Origin of the sequence: Paraburkholderia sp. UCT2 (assembly GCF_014397665.1) — a bacterium.
Taxonomy (GTDB): domain Bacteria; phylum Pseudomonadota; class Gammaproteobacteria; order Burkholderiales; family Burkholderiaceae; genus Paraburkholderia; species Paraburkholderia tuberum.
On sequence record NZ_VZQO01000013.1, the window covers coordinates 50,706 to 66,121 of the forward strand.

At 62.6% G+C, this 15,416-nt stretch carries 13 protein-coding genes; 2 read left to right on the plus strand and 11 right to left on the minus strand.

Annotation, left to right across the window (positions count from 1 at the left end):
* Window positions 1-74 precede the first annotated feature (74 nt).
* The gene (gene ppk1, locus F6X39_RS13130; protein WP_090801097.1) at window positions 75-2,138 is read left to right on the plus strand and encodes a polyphosphate kinase 1; all 2,064 of its coding nucleotides are present in this window, start codon (window positions 75-77) and stop codon (window positions 2,136-2,138) included.
* A gap of 28 nt (window positions 2,139-2,166) precedes the next feature.
* Here the strand turns inward: ppk1 and phoR are convergent, their stop codons facing one another.
* The 11 genes from phoR to F6X39_RS13185 all read right to left on the minus strand — a co-directional run bounded on the left by phoR (window position 2,167) and on the right by F6X39_RS13185 (window position 14,512).
* A complete protein-coding gene (gene phoR / locus F6X39_RS13135; RefSeq protein ID WP_187616915.1) occupies window positions 2,167-3,480 on the minus strand; it encodes a phosphate regulon sensor histidine kinase PhoR in 1,314 nt (437 codons plus the stop codon).
* Between the two features lie 84 nt (window positions 3,481-3,564).
* On the minus strand, window positions 3,565-4,266 hold the full coding sequence (phoB, locus tag F6X39_RS13140) for a phosphate regulon transcriptional regulator PhoB (protein ID WP_008922879.1): 702 nt from the start codon (window positions 4,264-4,266) through the stop codon (window positions 3,565-3,567).
* A gap of 26 nt (window positions 4,267-4,292) precedes the next feature.
* Window positions 4,293-4,997, minus strand: coding sequence for a phosphate signaling complex protein PhoU (gene phoU, locus F6X39_RS13145; RefSeq protein WP_184028343.1), 705 nt, complete (start codon window positions 4,995-4,997; stop codon window positions 4,293-4,295).
* A gap of 28 nt (window positions 4,998-5,025) precedes the next feature.
* Entirely contained in the window at window positions 5,026-5,874 is an 849-nt protein-coding gene (pstB, locus tag F6X39_RS13150) for a phosphate ABC transporter ATP-binding protein PstB (protein ID WP_184061444.1), read from the minus strand.
* 16 nt (window positions 5,875-5,890) lie between these two features.
* The gene (gene pstA / locus F6X39_RS13155; protein ID WP_187616916.1) at window positions 5,891-6,787 is read right to left on the minus strand and encodes a phosphate ABC transporter permease PstA; all 897 of its coding nucleotides are present in this window, start codon (window positions 6,785-6,787) and stop codon (window positions 5,891-5,893) included.
* Window positions 6,784-7,785, minus strand: coding sequence for a phosphate ABC transporter permease PstC (gene pstC, locus F6X39_RS13160; protein ID WP_187616917.1), 1,002 nt, complete (start codon window positions 7,783-7,785; stop codon window positions 6,784-6,786). The genes pstA and pstC overlap by 4 nt, the downstream gene beginning before the upstream one ends.
* A 160-nt stretch (window positions 7,786-7,945) precedes the next feature.
* Window positions 7,946-8,977: a phosphate ABC transporter substrate-binding protein PstS gene (gene pstS, locus F6X39_RS13165; protein ID WP_184006235.1), complete on the minus strand. Its 1,032-nt coding sequence runs from the start codon at window positions 8,975-8,977 to the stop codon at window positions 7,946-7,948.
* Between the two features lie 421 nt (window positions 8,978-9,398).
* Complete coding sequence (gene glmM, locus F6X39_RS13170) at window positions 9,399-10,757, minus strand: phosphoglucosamine mutase (RefSeq protein ID WP_184028331.1); 1,359 nt, start codon at window positions 10,755-10,757, stop codon at window positions 9,399-9,401.
* Window positions 10,758-10,786: 29 nt separating this feature from the next.
* On the minus strand, window positions 10,787-11,599 hold the full coding sequence (gene folP / locus F6X39_RS13175) for a dihydropteroate synthase (RefSeq protein WP_262414698.1): 813 nt from the start codon (window positions 11,597-11,599) through the stop codon (window positions 10,787-10,789).
* Window positions 11,600-11,769: 170 nt separating this feature from the next.
* Window positions 11,770-13,659 (minus strand): ATP-dependent zinc metalloprotease FtsH, encoded by a 1,890-nt coding sequence (gene ftsH / locus F6X39_RS13180; protein WP_018421239.1) that lies wholly within the window; start codon window positions 13,657-13,659, stop codon window positions 11,770-11,772.
* A gap of 190 nt (window positions 13,660-13,849) precedes the next feature.
* Window positions 13,850-14,512: an RlmE family RNA methyltransferase gene (locus tag F6X39_RS13185; RefSeq protein WP_184028328.1), complete on the minus strand. Its 663-nt coding sequence runs from the start codon at window positions 14,510-14,512 to the stop codon at window positions 13,850-13,852.
* 197 nt (window positions 14,513-14,709) lie between these two features.
* On the opposite strand from F6X39_RS13185, the gene F6X39_RS13190 reads away from it, so the two are divergent.
* The gene (locus F6X39_RS13190) at window positions 14,710-15,237 is read left to right on the plus strand and encodes a YhbY family RNA-binding protein (RefSeq protein ID WP_184028325.1); all 528 of its coding nucleotides are present in this window, start codon (window positions 14,710-14,712) and stop codon (window positions 15,235-15,237) included.
* Window positions 15,238-15,416: the final 179 nt, after the last annotated feature.

The window sequence follows — 15,416 nt, forward strand, 5'->3', positions numbered from 1 at the left end:
CAGGACGTCATCAAACCGTGAGATTTTCCGAGCGTCTTTCCGTCTCCATTTCAGACATTCCAATCTCGCCGCCGATGTCCGTCCGCTATCCCCTATTGAATCGCGAGCTGGGCATTCTGGGTTTCAACGAGCGTGTGCTGGCGCAAGCCGCCGATCCCGCCGTCCCCTTGCTCGAACGTCTCCGCTTTATCTGCATCACCAGTAGCAACCTCGACGAATTCTTCGAAGTCCGCATGGCCGGGCTTCAGGAACAGATGGGCGACAACCCCGGCGCATTGTCGCCCGACGGCATGTCGCTGCTTCACATGTACGACCTCGTCGTCGAACGTGCGCAGAAGCTCGTGCATCGCCAGTACACGATGCTGCACGACACGGTGCTCACCGCGCTCGAACAGGAAGGCATCTATTTCCACGGCAACGAAGCCTGGAGCGACGCGCAGACCGAATGGGCGCGCAACTACTTCTTCAACGAACTGCTGCCGGTGCTCACGCCGATCGGTCTCGACCCCGCGCATCCGTTTCCGCGCGTGCTGAACAAGAGCCTGAACTTCGTCGTCGAGCTCGAGGGCAAGGACGCGTTCGGCCGTCAGGCGATGATGGGCATCGTGCAGGCGCCGCGCGCGCTGCCGCGACTCGTGCGCATGCCGCAGGAGCTGTCGGGTTATCCGCATGGCTTCGTGCTGCTGAGCTCGCTGCTTCAACACTTTGTCGGCGAGCTGTTTCCGAATCTCTTCGTGCGCAGCTGCAATCAGTTTCGCATCACGCGCAACAGCGAGCTGTTCGTCGACGAAGACGAAATCACCAATCTGCGCGTCGCGTTGCAGGGCGAACTGCCGGCGCGGCATCTGGGCAATGCGGTGCGGCTCGAAGTGTCGGCGGAAACGCCCACGCATGTGGTGCGGCGCCTGCTCGACGAAAGCGGTCTGTCGAACAAGGACTGCTATTACGTGAACGGCCCCGTCAATCTGGTGCGTCTGATGCAGCTGCCCGAGATGGTCGACCGGCCCGATCTGAAGTTCGTGCCGCACATTCCGTCGACGCCGAGGCAGATCGCCAACAGCGCGAGCATGTTCGACGTGATCGATCAGGGCGACGTGCTGCTGCATCATCCGTACGAGAGCTTCCAGCCGGTGCTCGAGCTGCTGTTGCAGGCGGCCAAGGACCCGAACGTGGTGGCGATCAAGCAGACCATCTATCGGACCGGCACCGACTCGCCGCTGATGGATGCGCTGATGCAGGCCGCGCGCAACGGCAAGGAAGTCACGGTGGTCGTCGAGCTGCTCGCGCGCTTCGACGAGGAAACCAACATCAACTGGGCCTCGCAGCTCGAAGCGGTCGGCGCGCACGTGGTCTACGGCGTAGTCGGCCACAAATGCCACGCGAAGATGATGCTGATCGTGCGACGCGTGTCGGCGGGCGGCAAGGCGAGCCTGAAGCGCTACGTGCACCTCGGCACGGGCAACTATCACCCGCGCACCGCGCGCCTCTATACCGATTTCGGTCTGATGACCGCCGATCAGAAGATCTGCGAGGACGTGCACCATGTGTTCCAGCAGCTCACCGGCATCGGCGGCGAGCTGAAGCTGCACGAGCTGTGGCAGTCGCCGTTCACGCTGCATCCGAAGCTCGTCGACGCGATCCGCAAGGAAGCCGAGCATGCGCGCGCGGGCAAGAAGGCGCGCATCGTCGCGAAGATGAATGCGCTGCTCGAGCCGACGGTGATCGCCGAGCTGTACGAAGCATCGCAGGCCGGCGTGAAGATCGATCTGATCGTGCGCGGCGTGTGCTCGCTGCAGCCGGGTGTGCAAGGGCTCTCCGAGAACATCACGGTGCGCTCGATCGTCGGGCGCTTTCTCGAACACCATCGCATCTACTACTTCTACGACGGCGGCAAGGAACAGGTCTATCTGTCGAGCGCGGACTGGATGGATCGCAATCTGTTCCGGCGCGTCGAAGTCGCATTCCCGGTCAACAACCGGCGACTGAAGCGGCGCGTGATCGCGGAAGGGCTGTCGGCGTTTCTCGGCGACAACCAGTCGGCCTGGTTGATGCAGAGCGACGGTCACTATCGCCGGCGCCGGCCTGGCAAGGCGTCGCGCAATGCTCAGATGAGTCTGCTCGGCAAGTTCTGTTCGTAGTCGCCCGCGTTTCGGGTGACTGCCGCGTTCAAACCTGTGCGGTTTGACAGCGCGCCGTCCGATACACCGGAAAGCGCACCGTGAACGTGCTGCCGCGCCCTTCTTCGCTCTTCACGTCGAGTTGCGCATCGTGCCGTTGCAGTACGTGCTTGACGATCGCGAGACCGAGCCCGGTGCCGCCCGTGTCGCGCGAACGGCTGCGATCGACGCGATAAAAGCGCTCGGTGAGCCGCGGGATATCGGCGGCCGGAATGCCGAAGCCGCTATCGGTGACCGAGAATACCGCATGGCCACCCTGCGCACGCCAGTTAACCTTGATCGAGCCGCCGTCCGGCGTGTAGCGGATCGCGTTCGTCACCAGATTGCCGAATGCGCTGAAAATCTCGGTTTCGACGCCGGTGACGGTCAGCGCTTCGTCGGCATCGAAGACGATCTTGTGATGATCGCTGGACAGGCTCTGCGCGTCGTCATGCAGATGCCGCAACACCGCGCGCATGTCGATCATCTGATCGCTCGGCGGCTTGTTGTCGCCTTCGAGCGTCGCGAGCACGAGCAGATCGCTGACGATATGACGCATGCGCGACGCCTGCTGCTCCATCAGCTCGAGATAACGCGCGCGCTCGGCTTCGCCCAACGGCAGCTCGCGCATCGTCTCGAGAAAGCCGGACAACACGGTCAGCGGCGTTTTCAATTCGTGCGACACGTTGGCGACGAAGTCACGCCGCATCGCATCGGTGCGCTCGAGCTCGGTGATGTCCTGCGACAGTACGAGCTTGCGATTGTCGCCGTAAGGAAACACCTGCACCGACAGCACGTTCTGGCGCTTGTCGCCCATGCCGCGCATGATCAGCATTTCTTCGTACCGATGCGAATTCAGATAGCGCACGAAATCCGGATGACGCACCAGATGCGTGATGTGCTGACGCAGATCGCGCTTCGCATCGAGTCCAAAGTGGCTTTCGGAAATCGCGTTGCACCACTCGATCTGATCATGATCGTCGAGCATCGCGACACCGTTAGGCGACGCCTGGATCGCCTGGATGAAACGCGAATGCTGCTGCTCGACCTGGCGCACCTGGGCATGCCAGCGCTTCGCGAGCTTGTGCAGACGGTAATAGATTTCGCCCCAGATGCCGGGGGCGCTCGGCACTTCGCCGTACACCGGCGCGTCGAGCAGACGCCACAGACGCTGCTTGTGGAAGGTACTGAAGACACTCTGTGCGAGCAGCAGGACGATGGCGAGAGCGAGCCCTGCCTTGACGTTCAGCAGTGCGCCGACCACCGCGCACAGAACAGCAAGCAGCACGACCGACACGATGGAGCGCGCCCAGATGATGTTCATGGTCTAGCGATCGAAGAGAAAATACAGCGCAGGAGGAGGTACGGCGGCACAGCGCCGTGCAATGCAGCGCGCCGCCGACGGCTATCAGGCGCTCTTCGCCAGCCGGTAACCGCTGCCGCGTACCGTTTCAATCATAGCATCGCACCCGGCCGGCTTGAGTGCCGCGCGCAGACGCTTGATATGCACATCGACGGTCCGCTCTTCGACGAACACGTGATCGCCCCACACCTGATCGAGCAGTTGCGTGCGGCTGTGCACGCGCTCCGGGTGAGTCATGAAGAAGTGCAGCAGACGGAATTCGGTCGGGCCGAGATCGAGCTTGATCTCGCTGCCTTCCGCATGCGCGGCGACGCGGTGCGTGGCCGGATCGAGCTTCAGGCCGTTGATTGCGACCACGTCTTCGGTCAGCTGCGGCGCGCGGCGGCGCAGCACCGCCTTGATGCGCGCCATCAGTTCCTTCGGCGAGAACGGCTTCGTCACGTAGTCGTCGGCGCCGATCTCGAGGCCGAGCACCTTGTCCTGCTCGTCGCCTCGCGCGGTCAGCATGATGATCGGGATATGCTTCGTACGCTCGTTGTTGCGCAGATCGCGCGCGAACGAAATACCCGATTTACCCGGCAACATCCAGTCGAGCAGCACGAGATCGGGCAGTACGTCGCTGATCAGGTTGTGCGCCTGCTCCGCGTTGTACGCGCGAATCGGGCAGTGCCCGGCGTGTTGAAGATTGACCGAAATCAGTTCGGAAATGGCGGGCTCATCTTCAATGACGAGAATGCTGCTGGGCATCGGCACCTCTGTTCCTTATCTCTGGATTAGCTGAGCGCTTCGCGTTCGAGCGTGTCGCGCGACTGGTGCCGCACGTCGGTACCCTTGACGATGTAGATGATGAATTCCGCGATGTTCTTCGCGTGGTCGCCGATCCGCTCGATTGCCTTGGCGATGAACAGGAAGTCGAGGCCCACCGAGATCGAACGCGGATCTTCCGTCATATACGAAATCAGCTTGCGCACGAACGCGCGGAATTCCTCGTCGATCGCCTTGTCGTCGCGCACGATCTGCGCGGCGGCGACCGTGTCCAGACGCGCGAACGCGTCCAGCGCACGGCGCAGGATCGACACGGCCATTTCGCCCGACAGCTTGATCTCGGCGATGTTGATGGTGCGCGATGCGCCGTCTTCCATCAGACGCTTGGTGCGCTTCGCGATCTTTTCGGCTTCGTCGCCGGCGCGCTCGAGGTTCGTGATGGTCTTCGAGATCGCGATCAGCAGGCGCAGATCGCGCGCGGCCGGCTGACGGCGCGCGATGATGTTGCTGCACTCTTCGTCGATCTCGACTTCCATCTTGTTCAGACGGTCTTCGGCGACGATCACCTGCTCGGCGATGTCGAGGTCGAATTCGTTGAGCGCCTGCATCGCGTTGACGATCTGCGATTCGACGAGACCGCCCATTTCGAGCACCTTCGACGAAACGAGGTTCAGGTCGGCGTCGAACTGGCTGGACAGATGTTTATCGGACATGTCGTACTCCGTTGTATTGCCCGGCGGATTAGCCGAAGCGGCCAGTGATGTAGTCCTCGGTTTCCTTGCGGACCGGCTTGATGAAGATCTTTTCGGTGTCGCCGAATTCGATCAGTTCGCCGAGGTACATATAGGCAGTGTAGTCCGAACAGCGGGCCGCCTGCTGCATGTTGTGCGTGACGATCACCACCGTGTAGTCGCTCTTGAGTTCAGCGATCAGCTCTTCGATACGGCCCGTCGAAATCGGGTCGAGCGCCGAGCAGGGCTCGTCGAGCAGCAGCACTTCGGGGCGAATTGCAATACCGCGCGCGATGCACAGACGCTGCTGCTGGCCGCCCGACAAACCGTAGCCGCTCTGGCCGAGCTTGTCCTTCACTTCGTTCCACAGCGCCGCCTTGGTCAGCGCCCATTCGACGCGGTCGTCCATTTCCGAGCGTGACAGCTTCTCGAACATCTTCACGCCGAACGCGATGTTGTCGTAGATCGACATCGGGAACGGGGTCGGCTTCTGGAACACCATGCCGATGCGCGCGCGCAGCAGCGAAATGTCCTGGCGCATGGTCAGCAGGTTTTCGCCGTCCATCACGATCTCGCCTTCCGCGCGCTGCTCCGGATAGAGCGCGTACATCTTGTTGAAGGTACGCAGCAGCGTGGACTTGCCGCAGCCCGACGGGCCGATGAACGCGGTCACCTTGCCTTCGGGAATCTGCAGATTGATGTTCTTCAGCGCGTGATACTTGCCGTAGAAGAAGTTGAGGTCCTTGACCTCGATCTTCGGACGCGACGGGGTTTGCGCTTGAGCGCTGTGTTCGGGGTCGGAGCCCGCGGGCGCGGCTGCGTGCCCGATCGGATTGAGTTGGGTTTCTGCCATGTTCATCGGATTCACTCCGCCCTTACTTGTTCGAGAAGATCGTGCGCGCGAGGACGTTCAGTCCCAGCACCGCGAGCGTGATCAGAAAGACGCCGGCCCACGCGAGCGATTGCCACTGCGCGAACGGGCTCATCGCAAACTTGTAGATCGTGACCGGCAGGTTCGCGACCGGCTGGCCCATATCGACCGAGAAGAACTGGTTCGACAAAGCGGTGAAGAGCAGCGGTGCGGTTTCGCCGGCAATTCGCGCGACACCGAGCAGCACACCGGTGACGATGCCCGCGATCGACGCCTTCAGCGTGATCGACAGCACCATCTTCCACTTCGGCGTGCCGAGCGCGAACGCGGCTTCACGCATCGCATTCGGCACGAGTTTCAGCATGTTTTCGGTCGTGCGAATCACGATCGGAATCTGCAGCAGCGCCAGCGAGAGCACGCCGGCCCAGCCGCTGAAGTGGCCCATCTTCACGACGACGAGCGCGTAGACGAACAGACCGATGACGATCGACGGCGCCGACAGCAGGATGTCGTTGATGAAGCGCGTGAGGTTCGCGAGCCAGCCTTTCTGGCCGTATTCGGCGAGATAGACGCCCGCCATGATGCCGATCGGCGTGCCGACGAAGGTCGCGAGCCCGACCAGCAACAGGCTGCCGACGATCGCGTTGGCGAGACCGCCGCCATCGGTGTTCGGCGGCGGCGTCGACTGCGTGAACAGCTCGACCGACAGACCACCGATACCGAGACGCAGCGTCGTATAGAGAATCCACAAGAGCCACAGCAGGCCGAACGCCATCGCCGCGAGCGACAGCGTCAGCGCAAGCGCGTTGGTCATGCGACGGCGCCCTTGCAGACGCACGCGCATCGTTTCGAGCGTCGCGGCGTCCTTCAGACCCGGCATGTTCAGGGACGGCCCGCTCATTTCGCGCCCTCCCCTTTCTCGAGACGCAGCAGCATGATTTTCGAAATCGCCAGCACGATGAATGTAATCACGAACAGGATCAGGCCGAGCTCCATCAGCGCCGACGTATGCAGGCCCGGCTCCGCTTCCGCGAACTCGTTGGCGAGCGCCGACGTGATGCTGTTGCCCGGCGAAAACAGCGAAATATTGTCGAGCAGGTTGGTGTTGCCGATTACGAACGTGACCGCCATCGTCTCACCCAGCGCGCGGCCGAGGCCGAGCATGATGCCGCCGATCACACCGCTCTTGGTGAACGGCAGCACGATCTTCCACATCACTTCCCACGTCGTGCAGCCGATACCGTACGCCGATTCCTTCAGCAGCACCGGCGTCACTTCGAACACGTCGCGCATCACCGCTGCGATGTACGGGATGATCATGATCGCAAGGATCACGCCCGCGCACAGAATGCCGATCCCGATCGGCGGACCGGCGAACAGCGCGCCGACGATCGGAATGCCGCCGAGCACCGCGCCTAGCGGCTTCTGGAACCACACCGCGAAGATCGGCGCGAACACGAGCAGACCCCACATGCCGTACACGATCGACGGAATCGCGGCGAGCAGCTCGATCGCGATGCCGAGCGGCCGGCGCAGCCACGCGGGCGACAGTTCGGTCAGAAATAGCGCGATACCGAAGCTGACGGGCACCGCGATGAGCAGAGCGATGATCGACGTCGCGAGAGTGCCGTAGATCGGAACGAGCGCGCCAAATTGCTTGCTGGGTGGATCCCACACTGCCGTCCACAGGAACGCAAGACCGAACTCGCGAATCGACGGCATCGAGGCGACGATCAGCGACACGATGATGCCGCCGAGCATCAGCAGCGTGACGATGGCGGAAAGGCGTGCGAGGCCGCCGAAGATCACATCGCCCGAGCGGCCAGGCGCTTTCTGCTGCGACGCGCTGCCAGGCGGAGTGGCCCGGCTCGTGCCGGACCCTAAATGAATATCGGACATGAGAGCCTGAGGGACCTGTTTCCAGTTGCCGGACGACACATGTCGGGCGGTCGGTGATGCATGCGGCGCATGCCGCGTGAAAGTCACAGGCCGTCCTCGCAGGAGGACGGCCGGGGTGCTACAGAGCGCGGCCCAGATCGACCGCGCCAGCTTACGCCTGTTACTCGGCGAGCGTCTTGCCTGCCGAATCCTTGACCTTCTGCTTCCACTGCGTGCGGATTTCCGAGACGACCGACTGCGGCAGCGAGATGTAGTCCAGATCGTTCGCAGCCTGGCCGCCGTTCTTGAACGCCCAGTCGAAGAACTTCAGCGTTTCCGCGCCTTGCGGTGCCTTGTCCTGCGTCGTGTGCAGCAGCACGAACGTCGCGCCGACGATCGGCCATGCGTTCTTGCCCGGCTCGTTCGTCAGGATCTGATAGAACGACTTCGACCAATCGGCGCCAGCCGCCGCTGCCTTGAACGTGTCGGTCTCCGGCTGAACCACCGCGCCGGATTCGTTCTTCATCGCGACGTAGTTCATGTGGTTCTGCTTGGCGTACGCCCATTCGACGTAACCGATCGCGCCCGGCAAACGCTGCACGAAAGCCGCGACGCCGTCGTTGCCCTTGCCGCCCGTGCCGGTCGGCCAGTTGACCGTCGCACCTTCACCGACCTTCGTCTTCCATTCCGGGTTGACCTTCGACAGGTAGTTCGTCCAGATGAAGCTGGTGCCCGAACCGTCGGCGCGGCGCACCACGGCGATGTCCAGATCCGGCAGCTTGACCTTCGGGTTCAGCGCGACGATTGCCGGGTCGTTCCACTTCTTGATCTTGCCCAGGTAGATGTCACCGAGCACTTCACCCGACAGCACCAGTTCGCCCGGCTTGACGCCCGGCACGTTGACTGCCGGCACCACGCCGCCGACCACCGTCGGGAACTGGAAGAGGCCCGCCTTCGCGAGTTCGTCGTCCTTCAGCGGAGCGTCCGACCCTGCGAAATCGACGGTCTTCGCCTCGATCTGCTTGATGCCGCCCGACGAACCGATGCCTTGGTAGTTAACCTTGCCGCCGCCGGTCTTCTGATAAGCGTCGGCCCACTTCGTGTAAATCGGTGCCGCGAACGTGCTGCCCGCGCCGGTGATGTCTGCGGCTTGCGCTGCGATTGCGAAGAGCGCGCCAGCGACGCCAGCGAACACGGTTTGCATCAATTTCATGAGACCTCCAAGGGGGTGTGAGCGTGTGGTGTGAGCGTGAAACTCGAACACCGCGAAGCTTAGGGTCTCTTTATGACAAAAACGTGACTGATAATGAATCAGATGTGACAGTAATATTACCCCGTGAAAGGTGCCGAAGCCGCCGAATTGCCGCTGTGCCGATGCCCGTTGCATCGCATTTTTCGAGGTAGACAAAAAAGATGGGGCGCGAACGTTTGCGCTGCGCGCGGAGGTCGTTTTTATGCGGGATGTGTCGTCCTTTTGGCGGCTGCGGAGTGGGGATTCGATGGGGTGAGGAATGAGCCTTCGTTGGGTGTGAAAGCCCGGCCACCCAGTTTATGGAGCCCGCTGAATCTTCTGCTTGCGACGCTCAGGCAGGCGGCAAGCGGTCGCCACCGCTCGCCGTCGACTCGGGAATCGATCAGGCCGTCGCTACCCGCACGGCTTCGGCAATCGCTTCAGAATGCTCGAGCGCGTCCGCGACGTTCTGCGCCTCCACCATCACGCGCAGTACCGGTTCGGTGCCCGACGCGCGGATCAGCACGCGGCCGCGGCCGTCGAGCGCGCCTTCGGCCACCTTGATCGCACTGCGGATCGTCTCGCTGCCCTTCCAGTCCGAGCCGGGCTTCATGCGCACGTTGATCAGCTTCTGCGGAAACAGGGTGACACCGTCGAGCAGATCCGCGAGCGATTTGCCGCTGCGCTGCATCGCCGCCAGCACGAGCAGAGCGGACACGATGCCGTCGCCGGTCGAATGGCGATCGAGTGACAGAATGTGGCCCGAACCTTCGGCGCCGAGCTGCCAGCCGTGCTCGCGAAGCTGTTCGAGCACATAGCGGTCGCCGACCGCGGCGCGCACGAACTTGACGCCGGCATTCTGCAGCGCGACCTCCACGGCCATGTTGGTCATCAGCGTGCCGACCGCTCCTTCCACGTGGCCGGCGGTCGCCATACGATCCTTGACCAGCACGTACAACAGCTCGTCGCCGTTGAAAAGGCGGCCGGACTCGTCGACGACCTGCAGACGGTCGGCGTCGCCATCGAGCGCGATACCGAGGTCCGCGTGGTTCGCGCGCACCGCGCGAACCAGCGCATCCGGCGCGGTCGCGCCGACGCCGTCGTTGATATTGAAGCCGTTCGGCGAGACGCCGATCGGGATCACTTCCGCGCCGAGCTCATGGAACACGTGCGGCGCGACGTCGTACGCGGCGCCATGCGCGCAATCGACGACGAGCTTCATGCCGCGCAGGTCGTACGCGGCCGGGAACGTGCTCTTGCAGAACTCGATGTAGCGGCCACCTGCGTCATCGAGACGGCGCGCTTTGCCCAGTTGCTCGGAGGCCGCGCACGCGAGCGGCAGTTCGAGCTGCTCCTCGATCTGCGCCTCGACGTCGTCCGGCAGCTTGTTGCCGTCGGCCGAGAAGAACTTGATGCCGTTGTCGTAGTACGGGTTGTGCGATGCGCTGATCACGACACCCGCGGCAAGCCGCAGTGCGCGCGTCAGATAGGCGATGCCGGGTGTCGGCATCGGGCCGGCCAGCATCACGTCGACGCCGGCGGCCGAGAAGCCCGATTCGAGCGCGGCTTCGAGCATGTAGCCCGACACCCGCGTGTCCTTGCCGATCAGCACGGTCGGACGGGTGCCTGTTTTCGCCCATTGATCGGCGCCCGCGAGCACCTTGCCGGCCGCATAGCCGAGCCGCAACACGAATTCCGGCGTGATCGGGCCTTCGCCGACCTTGCCTCGAATGCCGTCCGTTCCGAAGTAACGACGTGCCATGTTTGTTCTCCCTGTCCGTGGCTGCGGGTTCAACCGTGCGCGCGGCTCTGCTTGTCCGCGTCGCGCAGGGTTGCCCATACTTTCAATGCATCGACTGTTTGCGCGACGTCGTGTACGCGCAGAATCGCGGCGCCCCGTTCGGCCGCGCACACCGCCGCGGCGATGCTGCCGGCCACGCGCTCCGGCGCCGGCCGCCCCGTCACCGCGCCAACCATCGACTTGCGCGACATGCCCGCAAGAATCGGATACGGCGAAGCGGCGCGCGGAGCCGTGTCGCGCAGATGCGCGAGCAGCGCGTAGTTATGCTCGACGACGACCTTGCCGAAGCCGAAACCCGGATCGACGCTGATACGCTCGCGCGCAATCCCCGCCTGCTGCAACGTCGCGACACGCTCCTCGAGGAAGTGGCGCACTTCGCCGACGACGTCGTCATAGTGCGGCTCGCCCAGCTGCATGGTCTGCGGCTCACCTAGCATATGCATGACACAAAGGCCGCAGTCGCTGTCGCGCACCGCGTCGATCGCGCCGGGCATGCGGAAGCCCCAGATGTCGTTGATCAGGTCGGCGCCCGCGTTCAACGCATGACGCATCACTTCCGGCTTGTACGTATCAACCGACAATGGCACGTTCGCGCCACGCAGTTGCTCGACGAGCGGCAACACGCGCTCCAGCTCTTCGTCGAGCGGCACCGGCGGCGCGCCAGGACGCGTCGATTCCCCTCCGATATCGATGATGTCCGCGCCCTCGAACATCATGCGCTCGGCCTGGCGCAGCGCATCGCCGCGCATCGCGAACTTGCCGCCATCGGAAAAGGAATCGGGAGTGACGTTCAGGATGCCCATGACCAACGGGCGTTCGAACGTCAGCTTGAAGCGGCCACACTGCAGCGGCTCTGGAAGGGGTACGGAAGAAGAATCGGCTTTCGACACGTAGCAATGCTTCACTTGGAACGGATAAATGCAAAACGGGCCGGTGTGTAGCACACCGGCCCGCACTTTCTACTGGCTGCCGATCAGGCCGGCGCGGTTGCGCTGCCCGGCTTGACTTCGGTGCCCGGGCTGCCGCCCGACGAGGCGTCGCTTGCCGACGGCGGCGAGCTCTTCGGCGAACGCGGCGGACGGCCTGCCATGATGTCGTTGATCTGATCGGCGTCGATCGTCTCCCACTCCATCAGTGCGGCGGTCATCGCTTCGACCTTGTCGCGGTTCTCTTCGAGCAGGCGCCGTGCGAGATTGTACTGCTCGTCCAGCACATGACGGATTTCCGCGTCGACCTTCTGCTGCGTCGCTTCCGAAATGGTCCGCGTGAAGCCACGGCCGAACGGCGAAGCGTCGTTCTCGTCGTCGACATAGACCATCGGTCCGAGCGCATCCGTCATGCCGAAGCGGGCAACCATTGCGCGAGCCGTCTGCGTCGCCTTGTTGAAGTCGTCCGACGCACCGGTGCTGATCAGGTTCAGGAACAGCTCTTCCGCGACGCGGCCACCGAACAGGATGGCAAGACGGTCGAGCAGATATTCCTTCGAGTACGTTTCGTTGTCATGCTCCGGCAACTGCCATGTGACGCCCAGCGCACGGCCGCGCGGAATGATCGTGACCTTGTGCACCGGATCGGCCTTCGGCAACAGCTTCGCGATCACCGCATGACCCGATTCGTGATACGCGGTAGCACGCTTCGATTCTTCGCGGATCACAGCCGACTTGCGCTCTGGACCCATGAAGATCTTGTCCTTCGCGTCCTCGAAGTCCGTCATTTCGACGATGCGCTTGCCGCGGCGCGCCGCGAACAGTGCTGCTTCGTTGACGAGGTTTGCGAGATCTGCGCCCGAGAAACCCGGCGTGCCGCGCGCGATCACTGCCGCATCGACGTCGTTCGAGATCGGCACCTTGCGCAGGTGCACCTTCATGATGTGCTCGCGGCCGCGAATATCGGGCAGACCCACGTACACCTGACGGTCGAAACGGCCCGGACGCAACAGCGCCTTGTCGAGCACATCCGAACGGTTCGTCGCGGCGATCACGATGACGCCCGAGTTCGCCTCGAAGCCATCCATTTCGACGAGCATCTGGTTCAGCGTCTGTTCGCGCTCGTCGTTACCGCCGCCCATGCCGGCGCCTCGATGACGGCCGACCGCGTCGATTTCGTCGATGAACACGATACACGGCGCGTGCTTCTTGGCCTGCTCGAACATGTCGCGCACGCGGGCCGCACCGACGCCGACGAACATTTCCACGAAATCTGAACCTGAAATGCTGAAGAACGGCACCTTCGCCTCGCCGGCGATGGCGCGCGCGAGCAGCGTCTTACCGGTTCCCGGCGGGCCGACGAGCAGCACGCCGCGCGGAATACGACCACCGAGCTTCTGGAATTTCTGCGGATCGCGCAGGAAGTCGACGAGTTCCGACACTTCTTCCTTGGCTTCGTCGCAACCGGCGACGTCGGTGAAATTGATTGCGTTGTTATTCTCGTCGATCAGCCGCGCGCGCGACTTGCCAAACGAGAAGGCCCCGCCTTTGCCGCCCCCCTGCATCTGTCGCATCATGTAAAACCAGAAACCGATGATCAGGATCGTCGGTCCGAGGTAATACAGCACGGACATCAGTGCATTGGGTTCGTCGTCAGCCTTGCCGCTCACCTGTACGCCATACTTCATCAGATCGCCGACCATCCAGATGTCGCCCGGCGACACGATCTGGTACTTCTGGCCGTCTGCTGGAGTGACCGTGAGGTTCCGCCCCTGGACAATGACGTTCTTGACTTTGCCGTTCTTCGCGTCGTCCATGAACTGCGAATAGGAAACGCCTTCCTGGACACGGGGCTTGTCGAACTGCTTGAACACCGTAAACAGCACCAGTGCGATCACCAGCCACACTGCTGCTTTCGAAAACATATTGTTGTTCAAAGCACCACTCCTTCACTTAGACGGGCGCCTACATTTGCCTTGCGGCACCACGAAAGCATTCTAATCCAGTCCGCAGACCCCTGCCATAACGTTTCACTACCACGGAAATAGGGTAGCGGGCCGGCTTGACGCCCGTCTCCGGACGCATCGGGCTCATTATTGGCAGAGATGGAACCGGCTCGCCGCATCCCTATGCGGGACGCTTCAGATGCTTACCCAAAATAAATGTTTCTGACGATTTATCCCGCGACGCCTTCGGCTTGCGGGCCGCCACCACCTTGAATTGGCGTTTGAACTTTTCGACAATCTGACTGTATCCGCTGCCGTGAAAGCATTTGACTAAAAGGGCACCATCCGGCTTCAGGTGATTTTGCGCGAATTCGAGCGCGAGATCGCATAAATGCTCGATCCGCGCCGCATCCGCGATCGCCACGCCCGACAGGTTGGGCGCCATATCCGAAATTACAAGGTCTACCTGGCGCGCACCGACCAATTCTTCGAGCTGGACCAGCACCGAGTCTTCGCGGAAATCGCCCTGGATGAAGTGCACGTCGGCCACCGGCTCCATTGGCAGAATGTCCAAAGCGATGATCGTGCCGTCGATGCCACCTTCGCGCTCCGCGTTGCGCTGCGAGCCGCCCGCGAGCTTGTTGCGCACGTACTGGCTCCAGCTGCCCGGCGAGGAACCGAGATCGACGATCACCTGCCCGGGACGGATCAGCTTGTCCTGCTCGTCGATTTCCTTGAGTTTGTAGGCCGCGCGGGCGCGATAACCTTCCCGTTGCGCCATTTTGACGTACGGATCGTTGATGTGGTCGTGCAGCCACGCGGTATTGAACTTGTTTTTTGCCATTAAAGATTGAACTATTGCTGCGTGGGGTCGCGCTTTAGGGGATAATACGCGGTTAATTCGCGCGGCCCCCGCCAGACTGGCGGCGATCCGCGATTCTGTTGTTCTGACGCGCGCCCTGCTGAATCGAGTCGCCCGAATCGCTCGGCGATCGGACGAAAACGCAGGAGCCGCCATTTTAGTCGAGTCTTCCACTTTCCATGCCAGCCCTCAAAGTCTCTTCCGACCAACGCGCCGAGTTGCGCTCCCAGGCACATGCGCTCAAACCGGTCGTGCTCGTCGGCGCCGAAGGCTTGACCGACGCTGTGCTCGCCGAAATCAAGGTGCACCTCGCCGCGCATCAACTGATCAAAATTCGCGTGTTCGGCGATGAGCGCGAGGAGCGCATCGCTATCTACGAAGAAATCTGCGACGCGCTGAACGCTGCACCGATCCAGCATATCGGCAAGCTGCTCGTGATCTGGAAGCCAGAATCGGCACAGCCGGCGGCAAAAGCGAAGCGCGGCGCGTTGCCGAGCGCCCGCGAAGCGGCAGCCGAACAAACCCGGCCGGCCAAGGGACGCGCACCCCGCATCGTCAAGGTCGCCAAGCCGACCGACGTGCCGATGCGCAAGCCGCGAGCGAAAGCGGTGCTGGTGCGCGGCAATGAACGCGTGACGCAGGGCGGCAACATCAAGCGCGCGAAGAAGCGTCAAACCAGCGCGAAGCGTTCGCATCAGTCGAAGTAAGAGAACACGCGCCCAAGGTGCGGACCGACTCCGCACTGCGCATTGGCGGCCTTGAGCGCGAGGCCCGAAGCAGCGCGAATGAACCGTAGTTGGCCACCGGAATCGCGACGATTCGTCGCAATGTGAGGTTCATCGCGGGCATCGGCATCGACCCGGCGGCCATGGCATGCGCACCGTCA